Origin of the sequence: Haloferula sargassicola (assembly GCF_040362925.1) — a bacterium.
Classification (GTDB): domain Bacteria; phylum Verrucomicrobiota; class Verrucomicrobiia; order Verrucomicrobiales; family Akkermansiaceae; genus Haloferula; species Haloferula sargassicola.
On sequence record NZ_BAABRI010000001.1, the window covers coordinates 18,637 to 32,677 of the forward strand.

14 protein-coding genes are annotated in these 14,041 nt (G+C 64.9%); 6 read left to right on the forward strand and 8 right to left on the reverse strand.

Going from position 1 to position 14,041, the window contains the following annotated elements:
* Positions 1 to 364: 364 nt before the first annotated feature.
* Entirely contained in the window at positions 365 to 1,339 is a 975-nt protein-coding gene (locus ABXH26_RS00065; RefSeq protein WP_353564970.1) for a calcium/sodium antiporter, read from the forward strand.
* A gap of 1 nt (position 1,340) precedes the next feature.
* On the opposite strand, the gene ABXH26_RS00070 is transcribed toward ABXH26_RS00065, so the two are convergent.
* The 5 genes from ABXH26_RS00070 to ABXH26_RS00090 form a co-directional block, all read right to left on the reverse strand.
* Positions 1,341 to 2,540: a peptidylprolyl isomerase gene (locus tag ABXH26_RS00070; RefSeq protein ID WP_353564971.1), complete on the reverse strand. Its 1,200-nt coding sequence runs from the start codon at positions 2,538 to 2,540 to the stop codon at positions 1,341 to 1,343.
* A gap of 142 nt (positions 2,541 to 2,682) precedes the next feature.
* The gene (locus ABXH26_RS00075) at positions 2,683 to 4,083 is read right to left on the reverse strand and encodes an AI-2E family transporter (RefSeq protein ID WP_353564972.1); all 1,401 of its coding nucleotides are present in this window, start codon (positions 4,081 to 4,083) and stop codon (positions 2,683 to 2,685) included.
* A gap of 69 nt (positions 4,084 to 4,152) precedes the next feature.
* Positions 4,153 to 5,037 (reverse strand): transcription antitermination factor NusB, encoded by an 885-nt coding sequence (gene nusB, locus ABXH26_RS00080; protein ID WP_353564973.1) that lies wholly within the window; start codon positions 5,035 to 5,037, stop codon positions 4,153 to 4,155.
* Positions 5,037 to 5,531 carry a 6,7-dimethyl-8-ribityllumazine synthase gene (ribH, locus tag ABXH26_RS00085; RefSeq protein ID WP_353564974.1) on the reverse strand — a complete coding sequence of 165 codons (495 nt, stop codon included), beginning with the start codon at positions 5,529 to 5,531 and terminating at the stop codon, positions 5,037 to 5,039. Before ribH ends, nusB begins: the two co-directional genes overlap by 1 nt.
* Before the next feature lie 54 nt (positions 5,532 to 5,585).
* Positions 5,586 to 6,398, reverse strand: a complete 813-nt coding sequence (locus ABXH26_RS00090) for an ABC transporter permease (RefSeq protein ID WP_353564975.1) — start codon at positions 6,396 to 6,398, stop codon at positions 5,586 to 5,588.
* 118 nt (positions 6,399 to 6,516) lie between these two features.
* Between ABXH26_RS00090 and mscL the strand changes: the two genes are divergently transcribed.
* Entirely contained in the window at positions 6,517 to 6,915 is a 399-nt protein-coding gene (gene mscL / locus ABXH26_RS00095) for a large-conductance mechanosensitive channel protein MscL (RefSeq protein ID WP_353564976.1), read from the forward strand.
* 6 nt (positions 6,916 to 6,921) lie between these two features.
* Here the strand turns inward: mscL and ABXH26_RS00100 are convergent, their stop codons facing one another.
* The 3 genes from ABXH26_RS00100 to ABXH26_RS00110 form a co-directional block, all read right to left on the reverse strand.
* Positions 6,922 to 7,299 (reverse strand): type II toxin-antitoxin system VapC family toxin, encoded by a 378-nt coding sequence (locus ABXH26_RS00100; protein WP_353564977.1) that lies wholly within the window; start codon positions 7,297 to 7,299, stop codon positions 6,922 to 6,924.
* The gene (locus tag ABXH26_RS00105; protein WP_353564978.1) at positions 7,296 to 7,586 is read right to left on the reverse strand and encodes a type II toxin-antitoxin system Phd/YefM family antitoxin; all 291 of its coding nucleotides are present in this window, start codon (positions 7,584 to 7,586) and stop codon (positions 7,296 to 7,298) included. Before ABXH26_RS00105 ends, ABXH26_RS00100 begins: the two co-directional genes overlap by 4 nt.
* 166 nt (positions 7,587 to 7,752) lie before the next feature.
* Positions 7,753 to 8,211 (reverse strand): c-type cytochrome, encoded by a 459-nt coding sequence (locus tag ABXH26_RS00110; RefSeq protein ID WP_353564979.1) that lies wholly within the window; start codon positions 8,209 to 8,211, stop codon positions 7,753 to 7,755.
* A 159-nt stretch (positions 8,212 to 8,370) separates the two neighbouring features.
* Between ABXH26_RS00110 and ABXH26_RS00115 the strand changes: the two genes are divergently transcribed.
* From ABXH26_RS00115 to ABXH26_RS00130, 4 genes are all read left to right on the forward strand, one after another.
* Positions 8,371 to 9,516 carry a class I SAM-dependent rRNA methyltransferase gene (locus tag ABXH26_RS00115; protein ID WP_353564980.1) on the forward strand — a complete coding sequence of 382 codons (1,146 nt, stop codon included), beginning with the start codon at positions 8,371 to 8,373 and terminating at the stop codon, positions 9,514 to 9,516.
* Between the two features lie 78 nt (positions 9,517 to 9,594).
* Positions 9,595 to 11,196: an FtsX-like permease family protein gene (locus ABXH26_RS00120; protein WP_353564981.1), complete on the forward strand. Its 1,602-nt coding sequence runs from the start codon at positions 9,595 to 9,597 to the stop codon at positions 11,194 to 11,196.
* Between the two features lie 85 nt (positions 11,197 to 11,281).
* The gene (locus tag ABXH26_RS00125; RefSeq protein WP_353564982.1) at positions 11,282 to 11,929 is read left to right on the forward strand and encodes a hypothetical protein; all 648 of its coding nucleotides are present in this window, start codon (positions 11,282 to 11,284) and stop codon (positions 11,927 to 11,929) included.
* The gene (locus ABXH26_RS00130; protein ID WP_353564983.1) at positions 11,926 to 14,007 is read left to right on the forward strand and encodes a flotillin family protein; all 2,082 of its coding nucleotides are present in this window, start codon (positions 11,926 to 11,928) and stop codon (positions 14,005 to 14,007) included. The genes ABXH26_RS00125 and ABXH26_RS00130 overlap by 4 nt, the downstream gene beginning before the upstream one ends.
* The last annotated feature ends 34 nt before the right edge of the window (positions 14,008 to 14,041 follow it).

Below are 14,041 nucleotides of genomic sequence, written 5' to 3' on the forward strand. Positions count from 1 at the left end.
GGCTACTGGCTACTGGCTACTGGCTACTGGCTACTGGCTACCGGCTACCGGCTACCGGCTACCGGCTACCGGCTACCGGCTACCGGCTACTGGCTACTGGCTACTGGCTACTGGCTACCGGCTACCGGCTACCGGCTACCGGCTACTGGCTACTGGCTACTGGCTACTGGCTACTGGCTACTGGCTACCGGCTACCGGCTACCGGCTACCGGCTACTGGCTACTGGCTACTGGCTACCGGCTACCGGCTACCGGCTACCGGCTACCGGCTACCGGCTACCGGCTACCGGCTACCGGCTCCCCCAGGTGGAAACCAAGGGCCCGATTCCAGTTGGAAATGTGCGGGACTGCGGCAGGGTCGCGCGGTGGACCTTCTTGTAAATCTCGGTTGGCTGGCGCTCGGGCTGGTGTTGCTTTCGGTGGGCGCGGACTGGCTGGTGAAGGGGGCCTCGGAGATCGCCCTCAGGGCCGGCGTGACGCCGTTGGTGATCGGGCTGACGGTGGTCGCCTTCGGCACCAGCGCGCCGGAGCTGCTGGTCAGCCTGAAGGCGAATCTGGATCCGAACACCCAGGCTGACATCGCGGTGGGCAATGTGGTGGGCTCGAACATCTGCAACATCGCCCTGCTGCTCGGGCTGGCGGCATTGATCCGCCCGTTGGTCGTCGGCAGCCAGGTGATCCGGCGGGAAATCCCGATCCTGCTGGGCGTCACGATGGTCTTCATCGCGATGATCTGGGACGGGGAGCTGGCGCAGTGGGAGGGCCTGCTGCTTTTCGCCGGGATCATCATTTATGTGATGGCCAGCATCAAGGTGGCCCGCAAGCACCCCGGCGAGGTGCCGGTCGATCTGCCGGACGACGTGATCCGCGAGTCCCGCGGTCCGGCGTGGAAAAGCGTGGCCTGGGTGGTGATCGGGCTGGCGGGTCTGGTTTTCGGCGCGGACCGGTTGGTCGTCGGCGGCGTGGCGATCGCCCAGAAGTTCGGCGTGCCGGAGGTGGTGATCGGCCTGACGCTGGTGGCGGTGGGCACCTCGCTGCCCGAGCTGGCCACGACCATCGCGGCGGCGCGGCGCCAGGAGACGGACATCATCGCCGGCAACATCATCGGCTCGAACCTCTTCAACATGATGGCGGTGATGGGGCTGGCCTCCGTCCTCAAGCCGATCGAGGTGGAAAACCTCAACCGCCTCGACCTGTGGGTGATGGGCGGCTTCACCCTGGCGCTGGTGCCGCTGCTCGCCCGCGGGGCGCGCATCAACCGGGTGGAGGGCGCCCTGCTGATGGTCGGCTATTTCACCTACTGCACCTGGCTGGTGAAGCCGGAGTGGTTCGGGGGGTGAGTCACTCCAGCCCGGCGATCGTGGCGGAGCCGGCATCGAAGAGTGTCCACTGCGTGCCGTTCCACGACTGGGTGTTGTGGCGCCCGGAGATGGTGCCGTCGCTTTGGTCATCGCAGCCGACCTTGATCAGGAAATACTGCGGGTTGAGGTTGGTGTCGGCGATGAAGTTGATTTCGTGGGCCGAGCTACTGCCGGAGTAGTAGTTGAAGGTCCCGCTGACGACGGAGCCTGTGGCGGGCGTGTAGGTGACGGTGCCGGCCGTGCCGGTCTCGTCGAAAGCGAAAACCAAAGAGGCGTTGGTGACGGCGAGGTTGAAGGAAAGGTTCGCCGTCAGGGAGGGCGCGACCGCTCCGGGATGCCGGGCGAGCACCGGGTGATAGAAGGCGCGGGAGCTGGAGGCGTCGTCGAGTGTGAGGGAGGTGACCGCTGAGGGATCCTCGTTGATTCCGAGGTGGTTTTTCAGCGCCGGCAACCAGGTGGCGAGGTCTTCCGAGCGGGTGAAAGCAAGCATGTCTCCGTGTTCGAGAGGGCTGCTGACGACGAAGCGGGACGAATCTCCGGGCGTGACTTCCAGGGCGCCCTCGAGCGGAGTCACCGTCGGCAGGTTCTGAGCGAATTCATCGAAGGCCTCCGCGGCGGCGTCGGTGCGCTCGAAGGTGATGGCCGTGATGGACGAGCCGTCGTTTCCCGCGGCGTGGATGGCATCGATGGTGGCGCGGCTGGCGGCGTCCGGCACGAGTCCGAAGAGGGTGTGGACGTCATCGAGGTGGGAAGGCGTGGAGTTTCCGACGAAGAAGATCTGGCTGCCGTTGGAGTTGGGCCCGCTGTTGGCCATGCTGAGGACGTAGGGGACGTGGCGGAGCGAGAGATCGAACTCGTCCTTGAAGGTGTAGCCGGGACCGCCGGAGTTGGTGCCGGTGCCCGAGCCGGTCTGGGCGATCTTGAAGGTGGCATCGTCGACCACGCGGAAGAACTTTTCCCCGATGTAATACGGCTCGTGGGAAAGGGCGCCGGTGTCGGCGTCGATGTGCGCCCGGGTGCCCTCGGTGAGCGTGATGAAGTTCGCGACGGCCTGCGGGGCCTTGTCGTATTGCAGCTCCACGGTGATGTCGCCCACCGTGGTGGAAACATGGGCCAGCAGGGCGGCCGGTGCGGTCGAGGGGAGGGCGGCGGCGAGGACAAGGATGAGGGCGAATCTCACGCGGCCGAGCCAAGACCAGAGTGGCTCATCCCGCAAGGCGCGAGACGGGCTGGGATTTGTCGCCAGTGGGCCGTGAGCAGGGAGCAGGGAGCAGGGAGCGGGGAGCGGGAGCGGGAGCGGGGAGCGCGGCGATGGCTGCGGCTCAGACCGGATCCGGGTCGAGGTCCCCGGGATCACCCACGGTCGAGGAGTCGGGCGGTGGGTTCCTGAGCGTTTTTTCCCAGATGTAGCGGCGGAAGAGCACCTTGATGGAGGCAGTGAGCGGCACCGCCAGCAAGGCACCGACGAAGCCACCGAGGATGAGCGACCAGAAGATCATCGAGAAGATGACGGTCATCGGGTGCAGGCCGACCGAATCGCCGACGATCTTCGGCGCGGTGAACATCGAGTTCACCTGCTGGGCGAGGAAGAAGATGGCGCAGACCGCGGCAACATTGGCCCACGGGTTGTCGCCGACGATCGAGGCGTGGCTGGGGTCCGAGTAGTGGAAGAAGGCCAGCAGGCAGGCGGGGATGAGGGTGAGGATATTGCCGACGAAGGGGATGATGCCGACAATCGCCATCATGACGCCGAACAGGATGCCGAGCGGCAGCCCGAAAAGCGTGAGGCCGATGCCGATGAACAGGCCGTCGATGAAGGCGACGAGCACCTGGCCGCGGAAGAACGAGATCATGTAGCCATTGATCTCGGTGAGCGTCTCGATGACCTCGGTCTTGAAGCGCGAGGCCTTGAGGGGGACGTATTCGTGCCAGTGCTCGCGGATCGAGGCGGAGTCCTTGAGGAAGAAGTAGAGATAGATCGGCGTCATGACGAAGCCGAGGATCAGGCCGAGGAATCCCAGGACCTTGCCCGTGCCGCCCTTGATCCAGCGCAGGGCGTCGTCGTTAAGGTCCTTGAGGTAGGACCACATCGAGGTGTCGTAAAAGTCCAGCGTCGGCGGCTCCGGTAGATCCTCGCCGGCGTTCTTCGCGGCCTGGCGGGAGGCGGAGTATTCGTTGAGCTGCTGGGTCAGCGTCTCGCGCGGCGGCGCGCCGGCATCGGCGGCCGGGGGGGCGGTCTTTTCCGCGGACTCCGGGGCGGAGAGCAGGGTGTCGATCACCGGCCGCGTCCAGCTGTAGTCGCTGCGGACGACGATCAGGTTGGTCACGATGCGCTGCTCGAAGGGTGCGTTTTTGGGAATGACCTCCTCGGATGCCGGGGTGAGGGAGGGGGAGTTGGCGCGGAAGGCGTTGATCTGGTTTCCGACCAAGGGGATGGTCAGCGCGACCAGCGCCGCGCCGAGGGCCAGGAAGGCGCCGAAGGTGGCGATCACGGCCCGCAGCCGGGTGAGCCCGCGTTTCTGGAACCAGCGGACCACGGGATCCAGCAGGTAGGCGATGATGCCCGCCACGGCCAGCGGCACGATGACCGGTTGGAGGAACCCGAGGGCCTTGCCGACCAGCCAGATGATCAGGGTGAGCAGCAGGCCGAGGACGGCGATGGCCACGCCGGTGGCGGCATTCCACAGGGTGCGGAGCTGGAAGGGAGTCGGGTGGCGGCGCATCGGGGGAGAGGCCTAGCAGTTCGAACGCCGCGGGGGGATGGGAAAATGCGGTCGCGGTTGGAACCGCGCTCAGCCCTTGGCGATGCGGTCGAGGATGCCGTTGACGAAGCGCGGAGAGTCGGTGGTGCCGAACTGGCGCGCCAGCTCGATGGCTTCATTGATGGCGACCGGCATCGGCACGTTGTCATCGAAGCGCACCTCGAGCGTGCCCAGGCGGAGGATCGCGCGGTCGATCGGATCCACGCGCTCGGGCGCGAAGTTCTCGATCACGCGTTCCAGCATGCGGTCGATCTCCTCCTTGCGGGCGAGCACGCGATCGACGAGGTGGTCCACGCTTTCCTGCAGCTCGCGCAGCTCGGCGCGGGACTCGCGGATGCGGGTCAGCTCGGCGTGGTCGGGGAAGTCCTCGGGCTTCTCGATCATGCTGAGCCGCGCGGAAACGCGGTCGAGACGCTTGATCGAGCCCAGCACCGGCTCCAGCCGGGCGCGCAGGCCGGGGAAGTCGAGCAGGATGCGGGACAACTCGTTGCGGGCGGCGATGAGTTGGCGGTTGATGAGGAAAAGCCGGTCGACCAGCGGCGTGAAGCGGGACACCACGGCTTCGTCCTCATCGTCCTGAGGCTGGCGGGAAAGCGCGGCCATCACCGAGTCCCATTCGTTTTCGAGGTCGGCGATGCGTTGGAGCTGGGCGGCCTGGTCCTCCAGATCCGGGTCGGCGCGCAGGGTGGCCAGGGCGGCGGGCAGGCGGGTGGTGAACTCGTCGCGGCGCTCCTCGCGTCCGATGTTCAGATGCTGGATCGTTTTGCGCGTGGCGAGGATGATCGCGCGGCGGTCCGACTCGGTGACGAACTGCCAAAAGGCCTCGCGAACCTGGGCCGGGTCGTCGCCGCCTTCGAGATCGGCGCAATAGAGGAACTGGATCGCCGTCCGGCGGATCTGGCGTCGGCTGGGCATCAGCGGGTGCCGATCGGCATCGTGCGGTTGATTTCCTGAAACACATCGACCATCGCGGTGGCGGCGCGGGCGGCTTCGCGGCCGCGGTTCAGATTGGCGCCGATGCAGCGCGCGTAGGCCTGCTTTTCGTCCTCGACGAGGAGGACCTCGTTGATGACCGGCAGCTGGGCCTCGATGGCGAGCTGCTGGAGGCTGTCGACCACCGACTTGGCGACCAGGTCGGCATGGGCGGTGGCGCCCTTGATGATCACGCCGAGGGCGATCAATGCGGCCGGTGCCTGGCGTTTCAGTACGGCGGCGGCGACCACGGGGATCTCGAACGCGCCGGGCACCCGGATGACATCGACCCGCGTGTTCGGCATCAGTTCGCCCAGCTCGGCGATCGTGTTTTCGACGAGAGCGTCGGAAAACTGCTCGTTGTAGCGGGAGGCGACGATGCACACGCGGGTGCGCGGGCCGATGATGCGGGGCTTGGGCGGGAGCGCCGTGGACATGCGGCTGCTATGGTCGGCCGTGGCTCAAATGTCAACGAAGCGCGCCCGCGATGCCTAAGACGCCGCCGTTTTCACCAGCAGCCCCCGCTCGCGGGCGACCGAAAGCGTCCGCGAAAACAACAGGCCGGCGACGGCGAGGTAGGCGACATTCAGCCCGCCGGCGAGCACCAGATCGCCCGGGTTCAAGGTCCCGGTGGCCACCATGCTGCGCATGCCGTTGAAAACGTGCGCCGGCGGCATCGCCAGGGCCACCCACTGCATCCAGCCGGGCAACACGTTCACCTCATAAAACACGCAGGCAAAGGGCTGGATCATGAAGGGAATCGCCCACGCCAGCGACTCCACCCCGTGCCCCCAGCGCAGCACCAGGGCGGTGGAGAGGATCCCGAGCGTCCAGCCGAAGATCATCAGGTTGGCGTAAAAGGCGAACAGCTTCCACTGGAACTGGAACAGGTTGAACTGGTAGGAAATCCAGGCGATGGCCGCCAGCACGACGCCGGTGATGACCACCCGCAGCAGGCCGACGACGAAGGTGGCGGACAGGTATTCCGTCATCCGGATCGGCGCGGCGAAGACGTTCAGCAGGTTCCGCGTCCAGACATCCTCGAGAAACGAGATCGCCACTCCCTGCTGGGAGCGGAACAGGGCGTCCCACAGGATGATGGCGCCGATGAGAAAGGTGATCATCCGCGCGAAGCCGTCCTGCCCGCCGCTGCCGGCCTGCTGCTGGAGATACATGGTCACGAAACCCCAGACCAGCAGCTGGACGATCGGCCAGAAGAACAGCTCGACGGCCCTCACCGGATTGCGGGTATAGAGCAGCACCTGGCGGGTCACCAGCGCCTGGACGGTCGAGGGGCGGAACATGGCGCGGCAAGCTGGCCGATCATCCCGCCGGAGGCGAATGGAAAGAGCACGACCGGGGAGAAACCGGTTGCGGGGGAATGAAAAACTGCGGAGTATCGCGGGAACCTCCTAACAAACGATGCTCAAGGAATTCAAAGAATTCGCCTTCAAAGGCAACCTCGTCGACATGGCCGTGGGCTTCATCCTCGGTGCGGGCTTCACGGCCGTGGTGAAGTCACTGGTCGACAACGTCATCATGCCGCCGCTGGGTCTGCTGCTCGCCGGTATCAACTTTTCCAACATCAAGTGGACGATCAAGGCAGCGGAAGGGGACACCCCCGCCGTGGCGATCAAGGTCGGCCAGTTCCTTCAGGACTTCGTTTCCTTCACCATCCTCGCCTTCGTCGTCTTTATCATCGTGAAAAAGGTGATCGCCGGGCTGAAGAAGGAGGCCGAAAAGCCGGTCGCCGCTCCGGCCGCTCCGACCCCGCAGGAGAAGCTCCTGATGGAGATCCGGGACTTGCTGAAGAAAGACTGAGCCGGATCACACCGCCAGCACGGCGATGCCGTAGTCGGCGAGGATCGAATCGCGAGTCGCCAAGGTCAGGCTTTCAAGCTGGCACTGGGCGATCAGCGCTCGATCGAAGGGGTCGCCATGAATTGCCGGCAGCGCCGTCGAGGCCATCGCGTGGCTGCCGGTGAAGGGCATCGCCTCGATCCCGTTTTCGGCGAAACGGGTATGAAAATCGAGCGGTAGCCGGAGTTTGCCCTTCGACACTTTGAGTCCCAGCTCCCAGACCGAGGCCGCACTGGCGAAGACGAGATTCGACGGATCGGAGATCGCCTGACGCGCCTCCGGTCGGACTCGCTGCGGGTCATCCATCCACCACAACAGCGCGTGCGAATCGAGGAGGATTCTCATTTCCCGGCGCGGTAAGCGGTGGGGTTCTCGGCCACTTTGCGGGAAAGGTTGGAGGGTTCGACTTCGCCTTCGGTCATCAGTTGGATCAGCTCCGGGTCGGCATCCCAGCAATCCGGTGCTTCCCAGATTTGGCCCGCAAGGAAGCCGCCGGTGCGAGGAGCGATCGGGGGCGCATAAGGAACCAGTTTGGCCATCGGTTTGCCCGCCTTCGCGATGACAATCTCCTCACCGGCTGCCGCCTGCTCGACTAATTTCGAGAGGTGGGTTTTGGCTTCGTGGATATTCATGCGACTAGACTAAGTTTAGTCCGGTTCCATTCAAGCAGGTTTTCTCCATTTTCTGAAAACGGGTCGTGACTCCGTCACATTCGGTTCACCGCCAACCGTTCCTGAAGCCAAAGAAAAAGCAGGGACCCCACGTGGAGATCCCTGCTGAAAACGGTTTCAGAGCGAATTACTTCTTCTCCATCTCCTCGATGTCGGCGCGCTTGAGGGGCTCTTTCTTGTCCGCCCACTTGGCCCGGTATTCCTTGGCCTGCTCCGGAGTCACCATGCCCGCGTCGTTGCCAAAGGAGCTGCGAACGTAAGTCATGATCGCGGCCAGCATTTCGTCGGTCTGGAAGGTGGCTTCGAGCGGAGCCATCACCCCCATGTAGTCCTGCGTTTCCTTGGCGATGCCTTTGAGGATCACGCCCGCGAAGATGTCGGGCTTTCCGGTGGCGATCGGTGAGCCGGCCAGCGATGGCGCCATCTTTTTGTCTCCGACCGGGAGGCCGGTGCCGTCCGGACCATGGCAGGCCATGCAGGTGGCGAAGGCGGTCTTGCCGGTCTCCATCAGCTTGGCCTTGGCGGCGTCATCCTGGGCGGCGGCGAGGCCGAGGGTGGCGAGAAGTGGGATCAGAATTCGGGTCATGAGCGTTGGGTGCTGTATTTCGGCGCCACGATGGAACCCGTTTCCCCGAAACGCAACCTCCGCGTATTCTCCCATCAGCATGTTTCTCTGTCATGGCCACGCCACGGTTGTCGTCGGGCCGGGCCGCGGTCAGGCTGACCGCCCATGGCGAATCCGTCCTTGAAAATCCGGCTCTTCCCGCGCGCGGAAACCACCGTCCGCGCCGGGCACCCGTGGGTTTTCGCCGAGTCGGTGAAATCGACCAATCGCCCCGGCGAACCCGGCGAACTCGCGGTGGTGTACGATCGCCGGGACCGCTTCCTGGCGGTGGGCTTCTGGGATCCGGAGTCGCCGATCCCGCTGCGGATCATTCACTCCGGAGCGCCGGAAAAAATCGACCGCGGCTGGTGGCTCGATCGGGCGCGGGCCTGTCGTGACCGCCGCTCCGGCTTCGGCCCGGACACCACCGGCTACCGCTGCATCAATGGCGACAGCGAAGGATTTCCCGGCCTGGTGGCAGACCGCTACGACGACACCCTGGTGGTAAAACTCTACAGCGCGGCCTGGGTTTCACGCTGGGCGGAAATCGAGAGCATCCTGCGGGAGGTCTTCGAGCCGCGATACCTGGTCCGGCGGGTGGCGAGGAACCTGGCGGACCTCGACGAGGGCTTCGTCGGCCAAGCCGGGCAGGAGGTCGTGGTGTTTTCGGAAAACGGACTGCGCTTCGAGGCGGCGGTGCGGCACGGCCAGAAGACGGGCTTTTTCCTCGATCAGCGCGACAACCGGGCCCGCGTCGAGCAGCTCGCGGAGGGTCGCGACGTGCTGAACGTGTTCAGTTTCTCCGGCGGCTTCTCGGTCTATGCGGCGCGCGGCGGGGCGAGCTCGGTGACCGATCTGGACATCAGCGCGCATGCCTTGGAGAGCGCCGGGCGGAACTTCGAGCTCAACCCGGAGGTGTCGGTGAAACGCGAGGCCGTCCAGGCCGATGCCTTCGCCTGGATGGCGGAAACGACGGGCCGCTGGGACCTGATCGTCACCGATCCGCCCTCGCTGGCGAAGCGCGAGCGGGAAAAGGCGGGAGCGCTGAAGGCGTATCGCAAGCTGAATGCCGACGCGATCCGCCACCTGCGGCCCGGCGGCGTGCTGGTGGCCGCCTCCTGCTCGGCGCACGTGAGGGCGGCGGAGTTCCTGGCGCTGATGCGCGAGGAGGCCCGCCGCAGCGGACGCCCGTGGCGGGAGCTTTGGACCAGTGGGCATGCCGCCGACCACCCGCCGGGCTTTGCCGAGGCGGAGTATTTGAAGGCGATCGCGATCGAGCTGGGGTGAGGCGGGGAACTTCGCGGCACTTGCCTCGCGGAGTGGTGACGCTTAGGGGGAGGCATGGCCCGACGTTCCTTCAGCTTCATGCTCGCCTGGCGATATCTCAACCCCCGGCGGGCGATGCTTTCCGTGGTGGCCATGATTTCCGTGATCGGCGTCATGCTCGGCGTGCTCGCGCTGGTGGTGGTGATGTCCGTCTACTCGGGCATGGAGCGGGAAATCAAAAGCCGCTTCCTCGGTTTCATCCCGCACATCCGCATGGATTACGCGCCGGACGGGATGCACTTCGGCCTCGCCGACTGGCGGACCATGGCCCGGCAGGTCGAGCAATTCGACGGCGTGGCCGAAGCCGGTCCGGTCGTGCAGGATTCGCTGATGATGGACGTGGAGGGCCGGCGTCTCTATGGCACTTTCCAAGGCATCGATAGCGAAAGCGCGGCCGCCGTGAAGGGATTGCAGGCAATGCTCGACATGGAGGACTATCCCGGAAGTTCGGCCGACATGAGCATCGACGACCGGGTGGTCATCGCCTCGCGCACCGCCAAGCAATTCGGCATCGGCGTGGGCGACAAGATCAGCCTGCTCACCATGCGCAATCTGGAGGAAGTCGAGCGCGTGTTCGACAAAACCAAGCAGCCGCCGGTCAGGGAAAAGTTCGCCGCCGAGCTGGAAAAAGTTCGCGAACTGGTGGCCACGACCTGGAAGGAAACCGACGAGGGCTCGCAGCTCACAACCGACGACTTCAACGCGATCTACACGCCGCTGCTCAACATCCTCCAATCCGAGCCCCGCCAGCAGGAGGAGGAGATCGTTTTCAATGCCGTGACCCTGCTCGACTCCGCGGCAAACGACGAGGTGAACCGCATCCAGAAGCTCGGCAAGGCGTCGCCGGAGCAGTTTCTCGCCATTCTCGACGAGCTCAAGACGACCGACGTCGAAAAAATGGACGCCGGCGCGCTCAAGAACATCGAGCAGTTCGTCCTGCCCAAAGAGGCGGTGGTGATCGGCGTGTATGCGGCCTCGCAGATGGCGATGACGCCCGATGTCTTCATGCCGCTCGGTTTGGCGCAGGAGCTGGCCGGGCTGGATGGCGAAGTGCAGGCGATCGGTATTCGCCTCGATGATCCCTACCTGGCCCGCCAGGTCGCTCAGGAGATCGCGTCCAAGCTGGGTGAGCCGGGCTGGATGCTGACCCCGTGGATGGAGGTGGAAGTCATGAAGAACTTCTCCGTGCTGATCGAGCAGCAGCGCGTGATGATGTATTTCGTGCTGTCGTTCATCGTCCTGGTGTCGGCCTTTTCCATGACTGCGGTGATGTTCACCGTGACCATCCAGAAACGCCGGGAGATCGGGGTGATGAAGGCCCTCGGAGCCGCTCCGGGCCAGATCGTGCGGGTCTTCGTCTATCAAGGCATGGTGCTCGGCATGTTCGGCGCGCTTTCAGGGATCGGTCTTGGATTGCTGGTGATCCGGGTGCGGCAGCAGCTCCAGGTCGCCCTGCGCGGCGTCGGCTTCGATCCCTTCCGCGCGGACATCACGGGCTTCAGCGTGCTGCCGGCCCACGTGAACCCGGCCGAGGTAGTCGTCATCGGCGTCGTCGCCTTTCTCCTCTGCGCGCTGGCCGCCTGGCTGCCCGCCCTGTTCGCCGCCCGCAGCGATGCCGCGAGGTCATTGAGAAATCTCTAACCTTGGAAAAAACCGACCGTCTTCGAATGTCGGACTCGCTTTGTAGTGGCCCTCGGGACGCTGCTCCGCTGGGATCCGACGCAAGGTGATCGAAGAAATCTGGAATCTGGCCATCAGCCCGGGGGTGTTGCCCCTGTCGATTCTGCTGATCCCCATGGCCCTTTTCTGGGTCACCTGCCTCATCGGCAGCTTCGATTTCGATTTCATCGGCTTCGATGGCGGCGAGGGCGGGTTCGACTCCGGCGATGGCGGCGACCTCGTCGGCGGCTCGATGCGCTGGCTGTTCCGTTTTTTCCATGGCGATGAAGTCCCGGTCGCCGCGCTGCTCAGCTTCCTCCTCGTCTACCTGTGGGGCGGGGCCATGCTCGGGCACTACTTTTTCCCGCCGGGAAACGACGGCGTCGAAGCCGCCAAGCTCGATGCCTGGGCGCTCCTGCCGGCCTTGGTGCTGACCAAACTCACCGCGCTCGCGCTGCGGCCGATGTTCATTTCCCTGCGCGGACTGGAGGGCGAGGCCAAGCCCGTCCTGGGTCGTGCCGGTCGCGTCCGCAGCCGCGTGTGCGATGCCAGCGCCGGCCAGGTCGAGGTCGAGGACCCCGAGTCCCCCTTGCTCATCAACGCCCGCCTCGCGCCCGGGGCCGAGCCGCTCTCCCGCGGAACCCGCGTCATGGTCGAAAGCCGTGACCCGGACCGCGACGTCTATCTCGTCAAAGTCCACCCCGAGAACTCATGAACCTAACATCATACGTCATCGCCGCGCTGGAACTCCCCGCGTGGATCGGCATCGTCGGTCTCGTCATCGGCATCCTCCTCGCCGTGCTGGTCATGGTCAGCGGCGTCTACGCCATGCTTTACCGCAAGGTGAAGAAGGGCACCGCGCTCGTCCGCACCGGCTTCGGCGGCACCCAGGTGAACTTCAACGGCATGCTCGTCTTCCCGGTCTTTCACCGGCTGGAAACGATGGACATCTCGCTGAAGCGGATCGAGATCGACCGCACCGCCAAGGGCGGCCTGATCTGCAAGGACAACCTGCGCGCCGACATCAAGGTCGCCTTCTTCGTGCGGGTGAACCACGCCTACGACGACGTGCTGCGCGTCGCCCAATCGGTCGGCTGCGAGCGCGCGAGTTCCCAGGATTCGATCCGCGAGTTGTTCGACGCGAAGTTTTCCGAGGCGCTGAAAACCGTCGGCAAACGCTTCGACTTCATCCAGCTCTACGAGGACCGCGACACTTTCCGCGATGAGATTTTGAAGGTGATCGGCACCGACCTGAACGGCTTCGTGCTCGACGACGCGGCGATCGATTATCTCGAACAAACGCCGGTCGAGTCGCTCGATCCCGACAACATCCTCGACGCCGAGGGCATCAAGAAGATCACCGAACTCACCGCCGGTCAGGCGAAGCTTTCCAACAACATCCTCCGCGACAAGGAGAAGGTCATCAAGCAGCAGGACGTCGAGGCCCGCGAGGCGATCCTCGAGCTCGAACGACAGCTCGCCGAGACCGAGGCCAAGCAGCAGCGCGAGGTCGAGAGCGTCCGTGCCCGCGAGCAGGCGGAAACGCAGAAGGTCCGCGAGGAAGAGCGCCAGAAGTCGGAGCGCGCGCGCATCACCGCGGAGGAGGAAATCCAGGTCGCGGAGGAGAACAAGCAGCGCCAGGTGCTCGTCGCCCAGCGCAACAAGGAGCGCACCGATGCCGTCGAGGTCGAGCGCGTGAAACGCGACCAGCAGCTCGAATCGATCGAGCGCGAGCGTCTCACCACGCTCAAGGATATCGACAAGGAGAAGGCCGTCGAAGTGGAGCGCAAGGCGATTCAGGACGTGATCAAGGAGCGCGTGGCGGTCGAGAAATTGGTCGTCATCGAGCAGGAGCGCATCAAGGACACCGAGGCCTTCGCCGGTGCGGATCGGGAGAAGCAGGTCAAGGTCACGCTCGCCGAAGCCGCCGCGCAGGAAGAAGTCATCCGTCGCGTCAAGGAGGCCGAGGCGGTGAAACAAGCCGCCGAGCTCGCCGCCGACCAGAAGGTTTATGAGGAAGTGAAGGCCGCCGAGGCCGCGCGCAAGGCCGCCGAGCTGAAGGCCGAGGAGCGGATCGTCATCGCCGAGGCCGAGCAGGCCGCAAGCGAGAAGGAGGCGAGCGCCAAGAAGATGCTCGCCGAAGCCACGACCAAGGAGTCGGCTGCCGTGGGCATCGGCGAGGCCGAGGTCATGCTGGCCAAGGCCGACGCGACCCAGAAACAAGGAGCCGCGGAAGCCGAGGTCGAACGCCTCAAGTTCGAGGCCGAGGCCGAGGGCATCCACAAGAAGGCCGAGGCGATGAAGCTCTTCGAGGAAGCCGGCCAGGCGCACGAGGAGTTCAAGCTGACGCTCGAAAAGGAGAAGGCCATCGAGTTGGCCGAGATCCACATCCAGAAGGACATCGCCGAGGCGCAGGCCGCGGTGCTCGGAGAAGCCATGAAGTCGGCCAAGATCGAGATCATCGGCGGCGAAAATCGGTTCTTCGACCAAATCACTTCGGCCATCGCCCGCGGCAAGGCCGTCGATCGGCTCGTGGACCACAGCGAGACCCTGCGCGACGTGAAGGACACGTTTTTCAACGGCGACCCCGACTACTTCCGCGCCCAGCTCAAGGACTGGGCCGGCCAGTTCGGCGTGACCGCGGAAGACGTCAAGGACCTCACCGTGGGTGCGGTGCTCGGCAAATTGCTCGTCGACGCCAGCGGCGAAACCCGCCGCAAGCTCCTCACCTTCCTCGGCGCCGCCGACCGCTTCGATCTCGCGGACACGAAGGCGACCGAGGTTTTGAAATGAGGAGGAACAACGAAATTGGCGAAATGGACGAAAT